Below are 19,518 nucleotides of genomic sequence, written 5' to 3' on the forward strand. Positions count from 1 at the left end.
TTATTTAACTGTTTTTTTGCAAAGTGCTAATAGCATAACGTGATACGACACGTGCGCTTTATTATTTTTAAGCGGATATGCGCTGCATACCTGCTGCAAAGCGTGCTTAGTTAACAAGCCTCTGCGCGTATTACTGTGATTTTGCGCTGTAGCACCTATGGCCTTAATAGAGCGAATGGCATTTAATGGCGATGTAAACTCATCGCTATACAGGGCTTTTTGTATTGTATTAATAGTAAACCCAGACTTTTGGACTGATTGGTTTATATACTGTTCGCTATTAAAGGTATTTATATGGCTGTTGTTATCAAGTGCGCTAAATGCGGTTTTTATCTCGTTAAGCGAGCCTTCAATAACGCAGCTAATATAGGCTTGCCCGCCTGGTTTGAGCGCAGTATAAAGCGATTTTAATAATTGAGCAAAATCGGCCGACCATTGCACTGCAAAGTTACTGTAAATAATATCAATACTATTGGCTTGCAGCGGTAGATTATCCATATCGGCGCATAGCCGTGGCGTATTTAGTGCGCTGCTTTGTAGCATGTTTAAACTAAGATCCATGGCAATAACGCTGCCAAATAATGTTTGCAAAGTATGTGTATTAACTAATGGCCCTGCGCCTAAGTCGATACACAGTTTGGCTTTATTACTGCTATTTGCATTCGCTTTTATAAGTTTAAATAAATCATCTGCGGCTTGTTTTTGCACATTAGCATGGTGGTTATAACTGCTGGCTGCTTTTGAAAATTTACTCTGCGCCCCTTTTTTAAGGCTACAGCTTGGTAATAATATAGGCCCTGCTGATAATGATTGTATATTTAACGGCTGCCTATTTGGCTCTGTATTTAATGGCTGTGTAGTTATAGAAGCAGCATTTAAAAATGTTTGAGCAATCATACTAATGCACCTACTAAGCTATTAACTAAATGGTTAATGTCGTGCTTTGTATGCGCTGCGCTGAGTGTAATTCGCAAACGTGCGGTGTTATGAGCAACGGTTGGCGGGCGAATAGCAGTAAGCCAAACACCGTATTCTTTAAGTTTACTAGCCACGTTTAAGGTGTGCTCGGCGCAGCCTAAAACAATGGGCTGAATAGCGGTACTTGACTCCATTACGGCAATATTATGTTGTTTAGCAAGTTGCTTAAAGTAGCTAATATTTGCCTTTAATTTAGCGCGTTTATCATCTGCGGTTTTAATCGCTTTAATACGTGCAAGAGTAAGCCCTGCAATAAGCGGCGACATAGCCGTGGAGTAAGTGTAATCGCGATTAAATTGCAGCATGTAATCAATAAAATGTTTACTGCCTAATACACACGCGCCGCTACTGGCTACCGCTTTGCCAAAAGTAATAACCAGTAACTCAGGTAGTTGCTCGGTATTAAGCGCCTCGCAGCTGCCTAATCCGGTTTTACCTAATACGCCAAAACCATGAGCGTCGTCTATCATTAGCCAAGCATTGTGCTGTTTGGCTAACGCCAGTAGCTCGCTAAGTGGCGCTTTGTCGCCATCCATCGAAAATACACCTTCGCTTATAATTAGCTTATGTTTGGCTGTTGATTTTTCTAAGCGGGCGCGTAAATGGTTCATGTCGTTATGATTAAAACGGATTAAAGCGGCGTTAGCATGCAGTGCGCCGTCTATTAGGCTGGCATGATTAAGCTTATCTTGAAAAACAGCACTGTGCTGCGCTACGGTTTTATCTTGAAACAGCGCTTTTATTACACTGCTATTAGCACTAAAGCCCGAGCTAAACAGCATAGCGGCTTCGTAACCTAACTGTGCGCATAAATACTGCTCTAGTGCGTGTTGCTGAACTTGATAACCGGTAACTAACGCTGAGCTGTGACTCCCTAATGCCGGTAATTCATTTAAAGCAATTGCGTTATCGCCAAAGCCTAAGTAGTCGTTACTGGCAAAATTAAGATAGGTTTTGTTATTAATAGTAATTTTGCGCGCCGTAGCATGCTGTACTTGGTGGCGTTTACGCAGTAGCGCATCGTGCAAGCGAGCTTGCAGATGCGTATTTATAAATTCAAATGACATTTGGCTGTGTTTACCTAGGCTTAGTTATAGCTTAGTTATTACTTAGTTATAATTATGGTTATGCTTCGTAAAATAACTTAGACGTTGCTTTGTCGGCCACTTGCGATGAAAGCGACGCGGCTACGGCTTCATCTGAATAGTCGTGACGAGTTTCTGGATTCATCCCTAATTTTTTAATTAAGGCCATATCGGCATCAGCATCTGGGTTTTCGGTGGTAAGCAGTTTGTCCCCATAAAATATAGAGTTAGCACCTGCAAAAAAGCACATTGACTGCATTTGCTCGTTCATGGCGTTGCGCCCTGCCGACAAACGCACATAGCTGTGCGGCATCATAATGCGCGCGGTTGCAATTGTGCGTATAAACTCAAAATGATCTAAGTCATCTACGTTTTCAAGCGGTGTGCCTTTAACTTTAACCAGCATATTAATGGGTACGCTTTCTGGTTGTTGATCTAAGTTGGCCAGTTGCATTAATAAGCCATAGCGATCGGCTGCTTGCTCGCCCATACCTACAATACCGCCCGAACATACTTTCATACCCGCGTCGCGTACATTGCCTATGGTATCTAGGCGGTCTTGAAAAGTTCGGGTAGATATAATTTGCTCGTAATACTCAGGCGAGGTGTCAAGGTTATGGTTGTAGTAGTCAAGCCCAGCATTGCGTAGTTCATGGGCTTTTTCGTTATTAAGCATGCCTAGGGTCATACAGGTTTCTAGGCCAAGTTCTTTTACTTCTTTAACCATTTGCGAAATATACGGCATGTCTCTGTCTTTTGGATCTGACCACGCGGCACCCATACAAAAACGAGTTGCGCCTTTTTGCTTGGCTAAACGCGCTTGTTCTACTACTTTTTCTACCTCGATTAGGCGTTCGCGTTCTAAATCGGTTCGGTAATGCCCAGACTGCGGGCAATATTTACAATCTTCTGGGCAGGCACCGGTTTTAATCGATAATAAAGTAGAAATTTGCACTTCATTTGGGTTGAAATTAGCACGATGAACCGATGCGGCTTTAAATAGTAAATCGTTAAATGGCATTTCAAATATTGCTTTAACTTCACTGTGGGTCCAGTTGTGACGAACAGGTGCAAGTTCCATAGTTTTCTACTCTCTTTATTTTTTTCATAACGGTGATATTGGCTTAGTCTACTTCTTGAAGTACCATTGTCAACGAACCCAAGCTCACTTAAGTTTACATATGATTAAAAAGAATACGATTGACCTGAATTTTGATCGCCAGCATATTTGGCACCCTTATACCTCTATGACCAAGCCTATAATGGTTTACCCTGTTACCCACGCAAATCATAATATTATTGAGCTTGAAACAGGCGAGCAACTCATTGATGGCATGGCCTCATGGTGGAGCGCTATACATGGCTATAACCACCCAGTTTTAAATAACGCCATGATTGAGCAAATTAACTCTATGAGCCACATTATGTTTGGCGGATTTACCCATAAACCCGCTGTAGAGCTGTGTAAAAAGCTAGTAAGCATTACCCCTGCTAGCTTAACTAAGGTATTTTTAGCCGATAGCGGCTCGGTAAGTGTTGAAGTAGCTATAAAAATGGCACTGCAGTATTGGCTTAGCCAAGGCATTACTAACAAACAAAAATTAATGACCCCCTACAAGGGCTATCATGGCGATACCTTTGCCGCTATGAGCGTTTGCGATCCAGTTAATTCAATGCACAGTTTGTACAGCGGCTTTTTACCCGAGCATATTTTTGTACCAGCCCCGGTAAGCCAATTTAATAGTGAGTTTAACCAAGCTGAGGCAACCGAGCTTGAAGCGTATTTTAAAGCGCACCACCAGAGCGTAGCGGCATTTATTATTGAGCCAATTATACAAAATGCTGGTGGCATGAACTTTTATCACCCTGAGTACTTAGCCTGCGTACGCAAGTTATGCACGCAATATAAGGTGTTACTTATATGCGACGAAATAGCTACAGGCTTTGGCCGTACCGGTAAATTATTTGCCGTAGAGCATGCTAATATTCAGCCCGATATAATGTGTATAGGCAAAGCACTTACTGGCGGCGCTATGACCCTATCGGCCACTCTTACCAGTGACAAAATAGCCACAGGTATAAGCGAAGGCGAAGCCGGTGTATTAATGCACGGCCCTACTTTTATGGGCAACCCGCTTGCCTGCGCTGTGGCCTGTGCCAGTATAGATTTACTGCTTGAGCAAAACTGGCAGCAGCGCATTGCCAATCTAAACAGCCAACTGCAACAACTCAATAAATGCAAAGAGCTTGATGACGTAGCCGATGTACGCACTTTAGGCGCTATTGGGGTGGTAGAGCTAACCGCAGGAGCAGGCAATGTTGATGTGGCTAAAATTCAGGCTTATTTTGTAGCACAAGGTGTATGGATACGCCCCTTTGGTAAGCTCATTTATTTAATGCCGCCATATATTTCAGACCAAAGCAGCATAAAAACCCTTTGTGATGCCATTTATAACGCCATTAAAGGCAAGCATTACGCTTAAACTTACCGCTAAATTAAAGTTTTAGGGTTAAAAGTTGTACACACTTTGCCCTAATAAGCAAACAGCCTTCTAACTCACCTTTAAGAGTATTGATCTCAGTGATCTTTACCTATATGATAATACCTATCATTTACAGTTACCTTTTCGGACTCTTTTATGAACTTATTATTTAAACCAGCTAAAGCGTTAGGCGTAAGCCTATTATTAGCCTCTGCTTTTATAACGCAACCGGTACTTGCAAACGGCCCTATTGGCGAGCATGTTAATCACCTTCAGGCTAATCTTAAAAGTTACGCCGAAGAAGTAGAGTGGATGGTTGGTAAAGTCGATACTATGGTAAGCGACTACGATACTAAAGGTGCTAAAGCGGTAAAAACAGATGACCTTATTGAATATTGGGAGTCGGTTAAATTTCACAGCGCCATAGAAACTAATTTTGTACCTGTTTACGCTTCTATTTGGCAAGGTATTTACGGTGTAAAAATGGCTATCGAAAACAAACAGCCTGCAACTGAAGTTCGTAAACAACAACAAGCTATGAACAATGCCCTATGGCAAGGCCTTGGCGCTGTTAAATTAGCGGCAAAATTTCAGCAACAGGGTTTATTAGCAAATGTAACAACAACTGCATCCAAAGAAATGACCCAAAGTGCCACTATCGACGAAATTAAGCACCGACTCGATCGTGTTGTTGCAAAATTTGCTGAGCGTTTAAACGACGAAGCCACCGAAATTGTACACGACACTTACCTACACTTATTTGAAGGCGTAGAAGGCACACTAATAGCGCAAGACGCTAACTTAGTTGAAGTGTTAGAGAAAGACTTTAACGTAACACTGCCACTTGCTATTTCTAGCAACAAAAGCGTAGACGAAGTACGTAATGTAATAAGCGACATGCAAACAAAATTAGATCGCGCTAAAACGCTGATCGAAAAAGCCGAAAAAACACGTAAGGATGTATTTTAAGTGAAGCGTAGGACCTTTATACAAGGCCTAGTTGCGCTTGGGGCTGTGGGTGCATTACCACTGCCTCTTGCTCGCGCACTAGCGGCCAATATAGCAAACCCTGTGTCTGTAGATAGCTTACCTAAACTAGAGGGTGAGCTTACGCTTTATTTAGGGCGTGGTGAAGGTGGCTTATACGAAAACGTATTACAAGCTATCGAGAAGAAAAATCCAAACCTTAAACTCGGTATACGCCGAGGCCCAACTGCTGCATTAGCAAATACCATAGTAGCTGAAGCAAAAGCAGGCGTTCGCCGTGCTGACTTATTTTGGGCGGTTGACTCAGGCGCAATTGGTTTAGTTACCGATGCTGGCCTTGCACAGCCAATACCAAGTGATTTATCGGCTCAGTTACAACCGCAATTTAGATATAAAGAATGGACGCCGGTAACCGGCCGTATTCGTACCTTGCCATACAACACGTCGCGTTTAACTAAAGAGCAAATTCCCACCAGCATTATGGAAATTGCCGACAGCGATTTAAGTATTGGTTGGGCCCCTGCTTATGCATCGTTCCAGTCGTTTGTAACTGCAATGCGAATTTTAGAAGGTGATGACAAAACCGCTAAGTGGCTTAAAAAAATTAAAAAGCGCTCTAAAACCTATGCCGGTGAATTAGGTGTAGTTATGGGCGTTGAGCGCGGTGAAGTTGATATTGGTTTTGCCAATCACTATTACACACTTAGGTTAAAGTCGGGTAAGCCCGATGCTAAGTTAGATTTAGCTTTTACCCAAAACGATGCGGGCTGTTTGGTCAATGCCTCAGGGGTGTTAGCTTTAAGTGACGATCCGTTAGCAACTAATTTTATGCGTTATTTACTAAGCACCGAAGTGCAAAGCTATTTAGCCAGTGAAGCTTACGAAATCCCACTTGTTAATGGCATTAGTGTGCCACAGGGCATACCGTCTTTATCGAGTATTTCGCCGCCTAAAATTGATTTAACTCAGCTCGCCGATTTACGCCCCACTATCGATTTAATGCGCAGTAGCGGCGTACTGTAATGCGACTACCAGCATCCTACCCAATGGCGCTGCTTGCAGCGCTCATTACGCTTACCCCTATTTATGTGTTAATTACCCTTGCCAGCGACACAAGCTCAGTATTTGACAGCCATAACCTCGACATTTTAGCTAATACCTTATCGTTAATGGCGTTAACTGTATTGGGTTCTATTTTAATTGGCGTGCCACTGGCGTTTATTAGCGCTTATGTACATTTGCCATTTAAAAAATTATGGCTGGTTATATTTGCAGCTCCCTTAGCTATACCTAGTTATATAGGGGCGTTTACACTTTATGCAGCTTTTGGCCCTGGGGGGGAAATAAATAACCTGCTTGGCATTCCAACGCCCTCAATGGACGGCCTTAGCGGCGCAGCCATAGTAATGACCTTATACACATTTCCGTTTGTAATGATGACCACCCGCTCGTCCTTACTCAGCCTTGATGCCAGTATGGTAAACGCTGCACGTACACTGGGTATGTCGATGACACAAAGTGTATTTAAAGTAATATTACCTCGCGTAGTTAATGGTATTGCCGCGGGCTCTTTGCTTGTTGCACTTTATACTTTATCTGACTTTGGTACACCGGCAATGATGCGCTTAGATACCTTTACCCGAGTTATTTATGTGGAATACAACGCCTTTGCTTTAGGCCGTGCGGCTATGCTCTCGTTGCAATTAATGGTTATTGTTGGCTTTTTATTAATGATTGAATCACAAATAAAAACCGCCACTGAACGCCAAGGCAGACCACTTATTTTATTCCCTAAAAAGTGGCAGTTAAGCGCTATGTTTATAACTTTTGCGCCTATTTTGCTATTAGCCATTGGCTTACCTTTAGCTATATTTTCGTTGTGGCTGGCACGGGATGGTTTTAGCGGCTTTGATTTTAGTATTGCTTGGAACTCAACATATGCCTCAGCAATTGCTGCTGTAGTAGCTGTAATTGTGGCCATTCCGGTTGCTCATGCCGCTCTTAGCGGTAAAGCAGGTAAAGTAATGGAGCGCGTAACTTACTTTGGCTTTGGTATTCCGGGCATAGTAATGGGCACAGCGCTTGTTTATGGCGGCTTGCAACTGCCCTTTTTGTATCAAACATTAGGGTTGCTTATTATCGCTTATACGCTGCGCTTTTTACCCCTTGCTGTAGGCTCAGTACGTACCAGCACCGAGCACTTAGATCCAAGCTTGGTAAAATCGGCCCGGGTACTTGGTGCCAGCCCACGCGAAGCATTTATGCGTATAACACTGCCCTTAACTATGCGCGGTATTATTGCCGGTGCAGCATTAGTGTTTTTAGAGTCGATGCGTGAACTAGAGGCCACCTTATTACTTGGCCCTACGGGGTTTGAAACCCTCTCTACTTATTTGTGGCGTGTATACGAAGCCGGCTATTTTGGCCGCGCTGCTATTCCGGGGTTATTATTAGTGGTGATTTCTGCGTGCGCGTTAGCTATTATGCTCACTGGCGAAAAACGCAACCAGCTCGAACATTAAGGATTTAATAACAAATGCTATCTGTAAGTCAGTTGTCTATAGATTATGGCAGTAACCGTGTAGTAAGCGATTTAAACCTATCATTAGGTAATAACGAAATTCTTATGCTTGTAGGCCCTACTGGCTGCGGTAAAAGTACTATTTTGCAGGCATTAGCCGGCCTTATACCTATAAGCGAAGGCGAAATAAACAGTGGTAAATGGCGGGCAACGCCTAAAATTACTGTGCCTGCGGAAAAACGCAGTGTAGGTATGGTGTTTCAAGATTTTGCTTTATTTCCGCATTTAACCGTGCAGCAAAATATTTTTTTTAGGTTAAAAGACACCAGCCCAGGCGAGCATTGGATAAAGTTACTTGGCCTTGATGAGTTTAGAAATAAAAAACCAGCAACGCTTTCAGGCGGGCAAAAACAACGCGTAGCACTTGCGCGCACCCTTGCCCACCAGCCCGACTTTGTATTATTAGATGAGCCGCTTTCTAACTTAGACGCCGCACTTAAAGACATGCTGCGCTGGGATATTCGCAACGCGCTTAAAGCGGCGGGCGTACCTGCAATTTGGGTAACGCACGACCAAGAAGAAGCATTGTCGGTAGGCGATCGTGTGGGTGTACTGCAAGGCGGTAAAATTCAGCAAATAGATACACCAGAGCGCTGTTTTAGTATGCCTAACAATCGATTTGTGGCACGCTTTTTAGGGGAAGCCAGCTTTATAAGCGGCCAGTTTAGCCAAGGCCAAGCAACCACAAGTATTGGTAATGCCCCTGCCCACGGTGTTGATTGCGATAGTGGCGATGTAGATGTGCTGCTGCGCCCCGATGATGTATTACTAGTGCAAAGTAGTGTGGGTAATAATGGCGAAGTTATTTGGGTGCGCTTTGAAGGTGGCAGCCGCTTATGTGCTATAAAGCTTGCCTGCGGAACTGTAGTAACCAGCCGCGTTAGCCATGAAATAGTGGTAAACCCCGGCGATGCTGTACATGTATCTTTAAGTACCTCACACCCGCTAGCAGTTTATAAACAACTCGCGCAATAATAAAAGTATGCAACACTAAAAAGCCCATTAACATGGGCTTTTTTAATCTGTATAAATTACCATTCAAACATATAGGCCATTTTACTAATAGTTTTAAGTGGAATGTTATGGCTGTTACGCTTGGCATATAAATGCTGCATAGATTTGTCTTTTACTTCGCCCACAATCACTTCTTTTACTTGATAACCCAAAGCAACTGCCGCTTGCGCATAGGCAATAAATTCCCATTTTTTAATATTGGTGTTATCTACAATCACCAACGGGATATTTTGTGCTAAAGCGTTAATAAAGCGCGCTAAATTTAAATTATGGTATTGCGGCAATTTAAACTTATCAAATTGGTATTCACCTTGATCATTAATAAAATAATCATCGGTTGAGCAAATAACATATTGGCTTTCGTCTGCACCGGCGAGTTCATCGGCAAGATTTTGCGCATAATAAGACTTACCGCTTCCTGGTAGTCCTCGTAAAATAAAAACTTGTTTCATAGCATCCATTTTTTAGTATGTAATGGTAAAACGATTAATATAAAAATATCTGAATGTTCATAATGCCACAAAATGGGTAAACATAAGAGCAACAAATAACAATACTCACATTTAGGCCTTAAAACTGTATAAAAATAAAGCGCATTTATAAAATTTTTTAAAGAGTTGCCCACAATAGTTTTTTTATCTTACTTTACTAGGTAAGATACAGGGTTCAAGTGCAGCGCCGTTTAAGAGCAATTTTGCCAGCGTGTGGTGCGTAGTTAAATTATATAGTTAGGCAACTTATATCATTGGAGTGAAGATGAGCCATTTAGCGATTTCAGAGCTATTAAAAGGCAAGGTATCGGTAGACAGCCAAGTTACAGTAAAAGGCTGGATCCGTACTCGCCGCGATTCAAAAGCAGGAATTTCATTTTTAGCCGTTCATGACGGTTCGTGTTTTGATCCTATTCAAGCGGTAGTTCCTAATTCACTTAATAATTATGATGAAGTCACTAGCCTAACAGCCGGTTGTTCTGTGTCGGTTACCGGTGTTTTAGTGCAATCTGCTGGCCAAGGTCAGTCTTATGAGATTCAAGCTAACTCGGTTACTGTATTAGGTTGGGTAGAAAACCCAGATTCGTACCCTATGGCTGCAAAGCGTCATAGTATTGAGTACTTACGTGAGCACGCTCACCTTCGCCCTCGTACTAACATGATTGGTGCCGTAACCCGTGTACGTAACTGTTTAGCTCAAGCTATTCATCGCTTTTACCATGAGCAAGGTTTTTTATGGATAAGCACCCCTATTATCACAGCAAGTGACTGTGAAGGCGCAGGTGAAATGTTCCGCGTATCAACGCTTGATATGCAAAACTTACCGCTTACCGATAAAGGCGAAGTAGATTACAGCGAAGATTTTTTTGGTAAAGAAGCATTTCTTACTGTATCTGGCCAGTTAAATGGTGAAACTTACGCGTCGGCAATGTCAAAAATTTATACGTTTGGCCCAACCTTCCGCGCAGAAAACTCAAATACTTCGCGCCACCTTGCCGAGTTTTGGATGGTAGAACCTGAATTAGCATTTGCTGATTTAGAAGATATTGCAAAACTAGCAGAGCAGATGTTGAAGTATGTGTTTAAAGCCGTACTAGAAGAGCGCCGCGATGACATGGAATTTTTTGCACAACGTGTAGAAAAAACAGCCATTACTCGCCTTGAAGAATTTGTAGAAAAAGACTTTGCACAAGTTGATTACACCGAAGCGGTAGAAATATTAAAAGCCTGTGGTAAAAAGTTTGAGTACGCTGTTGAATGGGGCGTAGATTTACAGTCTGAACACGAGCGTTACTTAGCAGAAGAACACTTTAAAGCACCGGTTGTTATTAAAAACTACCCACGCGATATTAAAGCGTTTTACATGCGCCAAAACGAAGACGGTAAAACCGTTGCCGCAATGGACATAGTAGCGCCAGGTATTGGTGAGATCATTGGTGGCTCACAACGTGAAGAGCGCCTAGATATTCTCGATGCTCGTTTAGACGAAATGGGCTTAAACAAAGACGACTACAGCTGGTACCGCGATTTACGTAAATACGGTACTGTGCCGCACTCAGGCTTTGGCTTAGGTTTTGAGCGTTTAGTTGCTTATGTTACTGGTATGGGCAACGTACGTGACGTTATCGCCTTCCCTCGTACTAAAGGCAGCGCAACGTACTAATACGTTAACGCTTACTGTGTACCATAGTAAAAACCAGCCGATGGCTGGTTTTTTTATGCCTAAGTAACCTGAGATCCGGATAATAAACTTATCTCAAGCAGCTATTTTTCAGCGCTAACTGCGTTGAATTTTCTTGCAATAGGCCAGTCAGGTTAAGTGAATAAGTATCTTAGGTTTATTAGGTTTATTAGGCACAATCAAAAGCCGCAGCATCATAAAATGATACTGCGGCTTTTAATTTATCACTATAACTATAAATATAATTTTTAGTTATTAACTTATAGAGCTTGCTCTAGCTGTGGTAAAACATCAAACAGATCGGCAACTAAACCGTAGTCTGCAACCTGAAAAATAGGTGCGTCTGGGTCTTTATTAATTGCGACAATTACTTTTGAGTCTTTCATACCGGCTAGATGCTGAATTGCACCACTAATACCCACTGCAATGTACAAGTTTGGCGCTACAATTTTACCTGTTTGCCCTACTTGCATGTCATTTGGTACAAAGCCTGCATCAACTGCTGCGCGCGAAGCACCAATAGCAGCGCCTAACTTGTCGGCTATTCCGTGTAATAAACTAAAGTTTTCGCCATTTTGCATACCACGACCACCTGAGATAACCACAGTAGCTGCGGTTAATTCTGGGCGCTCTGATTTAGTTTGCTCATCGCTTACAAAGCTGCTTAGCGCAGAATCGGATACCGTATTAACTGCCGTTATTGGCGCGCTTGCTTGCTCTGTTTGTAAGTCGAAGCTACTAGCACGTACAGTGATAACTTTTTTGCTATCGAGTGACTTAACCGTGGCAATTGCGTTGCCCGCATAAATAGGACGCTTAAATGTTTCTGCGTCAACAACGTCAATAATTTCTGAAATTTGTGCAACATCAAGCAAGGCTGCAACGCGCGGCATAAAGTTTTTACCTGTAGTGGTAGCACTTACCACTATGTGGCTATAAGAATCAGCAAGCGATAGCACTAAATCTGCCATACTTTCAGCTAATTGATGTGCATATACTGCGTTATCTGCTACCAGTACACTGGCTACGCCATTAATAAGCGCAACTTCTTCGCTTAATACACCTAGGTTTTCGCCCGCAATAAGCACATCAATAGGAAAACCAAGTTTTGCTGCTGCGTTAATTGTTTTTGAGGTTTCTGGTTTTAATACACCGTTATCGTGCTCTGCTATTACAAGTGTTTTCATTTAGATTACCTTCGCCTCTGTTTTTAATTTTTCTACAAGTTGCGCCACGTCCTCAACTATAATACCGGCAGTACGTTTAGCTGGCTCTTCAACGCTAATTAATTGCACACGGGCCGTTAAATCAACACCCAAAGTATCGGCTGCAATAACCTCAAGCGGTTTACGTTTTGCTTTCATTATATTTGGCAGCGACGCATAACGTGGCTCGTTTAAACGTAAATCGGTAGTTACAATAGCCGGTAAATTAAGCGCTACTGTTTGTAAGCCGCCATCAACTTCACGGGTAACATTAACTTTTCCATCAACCACTTCAACTTTTGAAGCAAACGTACCTTGGCCACGTTTGGTCAATGCAGCTAGCATTTGGCCGGTTTGGTTATTGTCTGAATCAATTGATTGCTTACCTAAAATAACTAATTCTGGTGCTTCTTGTTCTACAATTTTTGCAAGTAATTTAGCAATGTGCAGCGACTCTAACTTTTCATCGGTTTCGATGTGAATGGCTTTGTCGGCGCCTAGGGCTAATGCCGTACGTAACTGTTCTTGCGAGGCTTTTGGGCCAATTGTTACGGCAATAACTTCGCTTGCTGTACCCGCTTCTTTTAAGCGAATCGCTTCTTCAATTGCAATTTCGCAAAATGGGTTCATCGCCATTTTTACGTTGGTTAAATCAACGTCTGTTTTGTCTGACTTAACTCGCGCTTTTACGTTGTAATCTATAACTCTTTTTATTGGTACGAGAACTTTCATATGGACTCCATCGTTATTTAAACCTACAAGCTGACGTGCACGTCAACCTATTTATTTTATGAAATCAGACTACTGTCTATTGACGTAAACATCAACCTAAAATAACCTTTAAACATTCACAACCCATAACTTTTTATTAGCATCTATCAAATGGGTTATGTATTTCATTAACGTGTAGTTAAATATAGGGTACGTTAACCATTCGAATAAGAGGTATTTATGATCACCCGGGAAACCATGGAATTTGATGTAGTTGTTGTAGGTGCAGGCCCAGCGGGTCTTGCATGTGCAATAAAACTGGCACAACAAGCGCAAAATAAACAACAAGAATGCATGATCTGTGTCGTTGAAAAAGGTTCAGAAGTGGGTGCTCATATACTCTCTGGTGCCGTGTTTGAAACCAAAGCGCTGGATGAATTACTGCCAAATTGGCAAGATCTCAACGCCCCTGTAACCACCAAAGTAGCAAAGGATGAAATTTACTGGTTTAACAACGAACAAAAAGCCACCGCTATTCCGCACTTTGCCACACCAAAAACCTTTCATAATGATGGCAATTATATTGTCTCTATGGGGAATGTTTGTCGCTGGTTAGCTGAGCAAGCAGAAGCACTGGGAGTCGAGATTTTTCCTGGGTTTAGTGCGCATTCGCTTATTATTGAAGACGACACAGTAAAAGGCATTATTACTGGCGATATGGGCCTTGATAAAGACGGCAACGAAAAAGATGGTTACATGCCTGGCATGGAGCTACGCGCTAAATACACCGTATTTGCCGAAGGTTGTCGTGGTCATTTGGGCAAACAACTCATTAATGAATTTGCCCTCGATGATGAGTCATCACCGCAGCACTATGGCTTAGGCTTAAAAGAAATTTGGCAAATTGATGAAAGTAAGCATCAATTAGGCACAGTAGTACACGGTACAGGCTGGCCATTACAAGGCGATACTAACGGCGGCGCATTTATGTACCACTGTGAAAACAACCAAGTTGTGGTAGGACTGATTGTTGATCTCAACTACTCAAACCCGCATTTAAGCCCGTTTGATGAGTTTCAGCGCATGAAACACCATCCTGTGTTTAAAAATGTATTAGCAGGCGGCGAACGTGTTGCTTATGGTGCTCGTGCTATTGCTAAAGGCGGCTTGCACTCATTACCAAAAATGCATTTTCCTGGTGGGTTATTGGTAGGCTGCGATGCAGGTACGCTTAACTTTGCAAAAATTAAAGGTAATCATACTGCAATGAAGTCGGGTATGGTGGCAGCTGAAGTTATTTTTAAAGCATTAGAAAATGAGCAAGCAAATACCGACTTAAGCGAGTTTAAAGACGCGTTTGAGCAATCTTGGGCTTATAAAGAATTGCAGCAATCACGTAACTTTGGCCCTGTTATGCACAAGTTAGGTAAGTTTGTTGGTGGCGCATATAACACCCTAGATCAAAATATTTTTAATGGTTGCTTGCCATTTACCTTTAAAGATAACACCCCAGATCACGATACTTTAGTTGATGCGGCGGATGCCGATAAAATAGTGTATCCAAAACCCGATGGTAAACTCAGTTTTGATAAGTTGTCGTCGGTATTTTTATCAAATACTAACCACGAAGAGTCACAGCCGTGTCATTTGCAATTAAAAGATCCGAGTATTCCAATTGCAGTAAACTTAGTTAAATTTGATGAACCAGCGCAGCGGTATTGCCCTGCTGGGGTTTATGAAATTCAAGAAATTGCTGGCACTAAAGAGTTTGTGATTAACTCGCAAAACTGCGTGCATTGTAAAACCTGCGATATTAAAGATCCGAGCCAAAATATTACTTGGGTAACTCCGGAGGGGACTGGCGGGCCAAATTATCCTAATATGTAGTTATTATTGTTAATAAAAAGTAGGTTTTTACATATAAATTATAAACCTACACTAATTTGCAGGGGCTTGTGCCCCTGTTTTGCGCTATGCTTACCCTAGTTTTTATAAAAGAGAATTAGTTATGCCGTCGTCAAAAGTTGTTTTTCGTTTTTTAGCAGAGCCTACTGATGTAAATTTTGGTGGTAAAGTGCATGGTGGAGCCGTCATGAAGTGGATTGACCAAGCTGGCTATGCATGTGCTGCAGGCTGGAGTGGCCATTACTGTGTTACCGTATCTGTTGCTGGGGTGAAGTTTAGACGCCCTATTTTAGTAGGCCAAATTGTTGAAGTGGAAGCTAAAATAGCGCATACCGGTAAAACCAGTATGCAAATATTTATTCAAGTGCGTTGTGGCGACCCCAAAACACAAAATATGGTTGAAACCAACCACTGTGTTATTAGCTTTATTGCTATGGATGAAACCGGTTACCCAGTAGCAGTGCCTTCTTTTAAAGCGATTACCGAAGAAGATTTAAAATTAGAAAACTACGCTATAAAAATGAAAGAAATTGCAATAGAGACGGAAAACTTACTGCATAAGGTATAAGTAACTAAAGTGTGCCTGTAAAAACCTCACACTTTTTGTAAAACATGCAATTGAGCTTAGAAAGTAACAACTAATAAAAGTTCACTGCTGTACACGTATCATACAAACGGCCATAAAAACCAATACTAAAGTAGGTTTTTATGGCCGTTTTTTTATGTTTTTAATAATTGGCATGCTCACTGCACCTACCTTGATGACGTTTGATTTAATTACATCTTATTTTTTCAAGCATTTGATTTTTATTATTAAAGGAGCTAATTCATGATTAAAACACTTTCTCTTTCTACACTTGCTTTAGTAACACTGGGTTTTAATACTGCAGCTAAGGCTGATATTGCTGATTTCGATTCTCCACGTATCTACACGGGTGTTGGTTACGGTCAATATTCTTTTGAATTTGAAGACAGTGACAAAGACACTGACTTTGACGACGATGCACAAATGCTAAAAGGTTACGTTGGCGCACAATTTAACGAGTATTTAAGCTTAGAGCTTGCTTATCAAAACTTTGATGAAGTAAGTGATGTGGACAGCAAAGCTGAAATTGATGGCGTATCGCTTGCCGCACGCTTGGGCTACCCTATTACAGAGAGTTTTTCTGTGTATGCAAAAGGCGGTTGGCTTGAGTGGGATGCAGAATACACACAAGATTTACCAGTAGGTTCTGTTTCAGCTTCTACAGATGGTGGTGATGCGTTTTACGGTGCAGGTATTGAATATGCACTTACAACAAACGTTCAATTTCGTTTAGAGTATGAACGCTATAAACTTGATGACGATATTGACCCAGATATGGATGTAGCGTCTGTATCAGTGCAGTACATGTTTTAATTAAACCCTAAAACGTGTGTAAAAGGTAAGCTTAGGCTTACCTTTTTTGTTTTGAGTGGTTTAAACGCACATGCATATAAACCACTTAGTCTAATCAATACCTTTTAGACTAGGCTTCTATAAGTAACCTGAGCTCTGGTTAAGAGATTTACTAACGTATTAAATCATAGTTATATTTAATTTTATTTTCTCTAGCCAGAGATTTTCAGTGAAAATAAGGCGAATTTACGCGTCAATAGCTGGCCTATTGCAAGTAAATTCAACGCAGTTAGCGCTGAAAGTAGCTGCTTGAGATAGGTTTATTATCCGGAGCTCAGGTTAAGTAATAAACTCACTTACAAGTAATGCCATAAACGCTAAATATGGGTAGAATAGCGCTCTATTTCATTTGCACCCGAGTACTATGAGCGATTATACCATTTCGGCTATTGGCCACATTCAATCTCCTTATAAACAAAAGTTTGCTATACCTAGGCAACCTCGTTTAGTGCCAGAAGCTAAAGCAAAGCTTATTTTTGCGCCTGACTTTAATCGTGAAGAATTTGTACGCGGGCTCGATGAGTTTAGCCATATTTGGCTGCTATTTCGTTTTCATGAAACAGCCGACAAAGGCTATTCGGCTATGGTGCGCCCGCCTCGTTTAGGTGGTAATGCCCGCAAAGGCGTGTTTGCCACGCGAGCCACTTTTAGGCCTAACGCCATTGGTATGAGCGCGGTAAAACTAGAAGGTATAGAGTATAAAAATGGCCAACTGAGCTTATTACTCGCCGGAATAGATTTACTCGATGGCACACCAATAATCGATATAAAGCCTTACTTACCCTATTCTGACTCTATGCCAGAGGCCAGTGCGGGGTTTGCCGACACCCGCCCAGAAACCCACATGAGCGTTGAATTTACCCCTGAAGTCCTTAATTTTATTGCGCAGCAAACGCAATATCCAGATTTACAGGCGTTTATAAGTAATGTGCTAAAGCAAGATCCTCGCCCTGCTTATAAAAAGCAAAAAGACGGACAGCAAAGCTACGGCATGACTTTGTATAACTATAATATTTGCTGGCAAGTTAATGAGTCACATAATTTAGTTACTAGTATAGAAAATACCTAAATAATTTATCACTTAGCGCTTTAGTGTAAATGCAACCGCTGGTAGACTGAAGCCCTTACAATATGTACATAATTACTCTAATTTCGGAAACAACATGCGTACCAGTCAATATATACTCGCCACACTTAAAGAAACGCCTTCGGATGCTGAAATTGTATCGCATCAATTAATGCTTAGAGCCGGTATGATCCGTCGTGTCGCTTCGGGTTTATACACTTGGTTACCCACTGGGTTACGGGTACTTAGAAAAGTAGAAAATATCGTACGTGAAGAAATGAATAAAGCCAATGCGATTGAAATGCTGATGCCAGTAATTCAACCAGCAGATTTATGGGAAGAATCAGGTCGTTGGGATGAGTTTGGTCCTGAACTTATGCGTTTTACCGATCGTCATAATCGTACCTTTGCGCTTGGCCCAACTCACGAAGAAGTGATCACTGATTTTGTTCGTAAAGAAATTAGCAGCTATAAACAGCTACCAATTTCTTTATACCAAATACAAACTAAAGTGCGCGACGAACGTCGTCCGCGTTTTGGTGTAATGCGCGCCCGCGAATTTACAATGAAAGATGCCTATTCATTTCACTTAAGTGATGAGTGTTTAGATGCAACGTATCAAGTAATGCACAAAGCGTATTGTAATATTTTTGAGCGTTTAAACTTAGACTACCGCCCTGTTATTGCCGACACGGGTTCTATTGGTGGTAGCGTATCGCATGAGTTTCATGTACTTGCAGAATCTGGTGAAGACGCTATTGCATTTAGTGATGGCAGCGACTACGCAGCAAATATTGAAAAAGCAGAAGCACTTGCACCAAGCGAGCCACGCCCAGCTGCAACAAAAGAGCTTAAAGCGTTTCCAACGCCTGACGCTAAAACAATTAACGAGCTTAAAAAGCACTACGGTGTTAAACCACATCGCGGTGTTAAAACATTAATCGTTTACGCTACGCCTGATGAAAACGGGGTACGTGGTTTAGTTGCGCTAGTTTTACGCGGCGATCACGACCTTAACGAACTAAAAGCTGAAAAACACCCGTTAGTAGATTCTCCGCTTGAAATGGCAACAGAGGCAGACATTGTTGCTGCTATTGGTGCAAAACCTGGCTCATTAGGTCCGGTTGGCCTGTCTATGCCAATTATTGTTGATAGAAGCGCTAACATACTAGCTGACTTTGTTGCCGGCGCTAATAAAGACGACGAGCATTACAGCGGCATTAACTGGGATCGTGATGTAACTGATTATGAAGTTGCTGATATACGTAATATTGTAGAAGGCGATGCAAGCCCATGTGGCCAAGGCACTTTACAAATTAAACGTGGTATTGAAGTTGGCCATATTTTCCAACTTGGCACTAAATACTCACAAGCAATGAAGGCTGGCGTATTAAACGAATCAGGTAAAAACCAAATAATGACTATGGGTTGTTATGGTATTGGTGTGTCGCGTATTGTTGCTGCAGCAATCGAGCAAAACAACGACCAATACGGTATTATTTGGCCACAACCAATTGCACCGTTTGATTTAGCTATTGTGCCTATGAATATGCATAAGTCGCATCGTATTCCAGATATTGCTAACAACCTTTACCAAGGCTTAAAAGATGCTGGCCTTGATGTGTTATTTGATGACCGTAAAGAGCGCCCTGGCGTTATGTTTAACGACATGGAATTAATTGGCGTACCATTTACATTAGTTATTGGCGAGCGCAACCTTGATGAAAACAAAGTTGAACTTAAAAACCGCCGCACTGGTGAAAAGCTAATGATTGATATTGATACAGCAATCGATGCAATTAAAGCAGCTGTTAAAGGTTAAGCATAAAATACACTTAACTATAAATAAAAAAACCGCTTTAAAGCGGTTTTTTTATATCTAAAATATAATCA

At 41.7% G+C, this 19,518-nt stretch carries 17 protein-coding genes; 11 read left to right on the forward strand and 6 right to left on the reverse strand.

What is annotated here, in order from left to right:
- From PNIG_RS09055 to bioB, 3 genes are read right to left on the reverse strand one after another with little or no spacing between them, the layout of a single operon-like run.
- Positions 1-897, reverse strand: coding sequence for a methyltransferase domain-containing protein (locus PNIG_RS09055; RefSeq protein ID WP_089368333.1), 897 nt, complete (start codon positions 895-897; stop codon positions 1-3).
- Positions 894-2,045 (reverse strand): aminotransferase class I/II-fold pyridoxal phosphate-dependent enzyme, encoded by a 1,152-nt coding sequence (locus PNIG_RS09060; protein ID WP_089368334.1) that lies wholly within the window; start codon positions 2,043-2,045, stop codon positions 894-896. Before PNIG_RS09060 ends, PNIG_RS09055 begins: the two co-directional genes overlap by 4 nt.
- 58 nt (positions 2,046-2,103) lie before the next feature.
- Complete coding sequence (gene bioB / locus PNIG_RS09065) at positions 2,104-3,144, reverse strand: biotin synthase BioB (RefSeq protein ID WP_011328287.1); 1,041 nt, start codon at positions 3,142-3,144, stop codon at positions 2,104-2,106.
- Between the two features lie 100 nt (positions 3,145-3,244).
- Here bioB and bioA point away from each other — a divergent pair, with 100 nt between their 5' ends.
- From bioA to PNIG_RS09090, 5 genes are all read left to right on the forward strand, one after another.
- The gene (gene bioA / locus PNIG_RS09070; protein WP_089368335.1) at positions 3,245-4,546 is read left to right on the forward strand and encodes an adenosylmethionine--8-amino-7-oxononanoate transaminase; all 1,302 of its coding nucleotides are present in this window, start codon (positions 3,245-3,247) and stop codon (positions 4,544-4,546) included.
- A gap of 156 nt (positions 4,547-4,702) precedes the next feature.
- The gene (locus PNIG_RS09075) at positions 4,703-5,515 is read left to right on the forward strand and encodes a hypothetical protein (RefSeq protein WP_089368336.1); all 813 of its coding nucleotides are present in this window, start codon (positions 4,703-4,705) and stop codon (positions 5,513-5,515) included.
- Positions 5,516-6,556 (forward strand): extracellular solute-binding protein, encoded by a 1,041-nt coding sequence (locus tag PNIG_RS09080; protein ID WP_011328290.1) that lies wholly within the window; start codon positions 5,516-5,518, stop codon positions 6,554-6,556.
- The gene (locus PNIG_RS09085; RefSeq protein ID WP_011328291.1) at positions 6,556-8,055 is read left to right on the forward strand and encodes an ABC transporter permease; all 1,500 of its coding nucleotides are present in this window, start codon (positions 6,556-6,558) and stop codon (positions 8,053-8,055) included. Before PNIG_RS09080 ends, PNIG_RS09085 begins: the two co-directional genes overlap by 1 nt.
- Before the next feature lie 14 nt (positions 8,056-8,069).
- Positions 8,070-9,089 (forward strand): ABC transporter ATP-binding protein, encoded by a 1,020-nt coding sequence (locus PNIG_RS09090; RefSeq protein ID WP_089368337.1) that lies wholly within the window; start codon positions 8,070-8,072, stop codon positions 9,087-9,089.
- A gap of 56 nt (positions 9,090-9,145) precedes the next feature.
- Here the strand turns inward: PNIG_RS09090 and PNIG_RS09095 are convergent, their stop codons facing one another.
- On the reverse strand, positions 9,146-9,580 hold the full coding sequence (locus PNIG_RS09095; protein WP_011328293.1) for an ATP-binding protein: 435 nt from the start codon (positions 9,578-9,580) through the stop codon (positions 9,146-9,148).
- 304 nt (positions 9,581-9,884) lie between these two features.
- Here PNIG_RS09095 and asnS point away from each other — a divergent pair, with 304 nt between their 5' ends.
- Positions 9,885-11,282: an asparagine--tRNA ligase gene (gene asnS / locus PNIG_RS09100; RefSeq protein WP_011328294.1), complete on the forward strand. Its 1,398-nt coding sequence runs from the start codon at positions 9,885-9,887 to the stop codon at positions 11,280-11,282.
- 278 nt (positions 11,283-11,560) lie between these two features.
- On the opposite strand, the gene PNIG_RS09105 is transcribed toward asnS, so the two are convergent.
- Both PNIG_RS09105 and PNIG_RS09110 read right to left on the reverse strand, forming a co-directional pair.
- On the reverse strand, positions 11,561-12,487 hold the full coding sequence (locus PNIG_RS09105; RefSeq protein WP_086993365.1) for an electron transfer flavoprotein subunit alpha/FixB family protein: 927 nt from the start codon (positions 12,485-12,487) through the stop codon (positions 11,561-11,563).
- Positions 12,488-13,237 (reverse strand): electron transfer flavoprotein subunit beta/FixA family protein, encoded by a 750-nt coding sequence (locus tag PNIG_RS09110; RefSeq protein ID WP_011328296.1) that lies wholly within the window; start codon positions 13,235-13,237, stop codon positions 12,488-12,490. It lies immediately after the preceding gene.
- A 219-nt stretch (positions 13,238-13,456) separates the two neighbouring features.
- Between PNIG_RS09110 and PNIG_RS09115 the strand changes: the two genes are divergently transcribed.
- From PNIG_RS09115 to PNIG_RS09135, 5 genes are all read left to right on the forward strand, one after another.
- Complete coding sequence (locus tag PNIG_RS09115) at positions 13,457-15,103, forward strand: electron transfer flavoprotein-ubiquinone oxidoreductase (RefSeq protein ID WP_089368338.1); 1,647 nt, start codon at positions 13,457-13,459, stop codon at positions 15,101-15,103.
- Positions 15,104-15,224: 121 nt separating this feature from the next.
- Positions 15,225-15,689: an acyl-CoA thioesterase gene (locus PNIG_RS09120; RefSeq protein ID WP_011328298.1), complete on the forward strand. Its 465-nt coding sequence runs from the start codon at positions 15,225-15,227 to the stop codon at positions 15,687-15,689.
- 261 nt (positions 15,690-15,950) lie between these two features.
- Positions 15,951-16,520 carry an outer membrane beta-barrel protein gene (locus tag PNIG_RS09125; RefSeq protein ID WP_011328299.1) on the forward strand — a complete coding sequence of 190 codons (570 nt, stop codon included), beginning with the start codon at positions 15,951-15,953 and terminating at the stop codon, positions 16,518-16,520.
- Between the two features lie 403 nt (positions 16,521-16,923).
- Entirely contained in the window at positions 16,924-17,628 is a 705-nt protein-coding gene (gene tsaA, locus PNIG_RS09130) for a tRNA (N6-threonylcarbamoyladenosine(37)-N6)-methyltransferase TrmO (RefSeq protein WP_089368339.1), read from the forward strand.
- Positions 17,629-17,722: 94 nt separating this feature from the next.
- Positions 17,723-19,447 carry a proline--tRNA ligase gene (locus tag PNIG_RS09135; RefSeq protein WP_089368340.1) on the forward strand — a complete coding sequence of 575 codons (1,725 nt, stop codon included), beginning with the start codon at positions 17,723-17,725 and terminating at the stop codon, positions 19,445-19,447.
- The last annotated feature ends 71 nt before the right edge of the window (positions 19,448-19,518 follow it).

Origin of the sequence: Pseudoalteromonas nigrifaciens (genome assembly GCF_002221505.1) — a bacterium.
Lineage (GTDB): Bacteria > Pseudomonadota > Gammaproteobacteria > Enterobacterales > Alteromonadaceae > Pseudoalteromonas > Pseudoalteromonas nigrifaciens.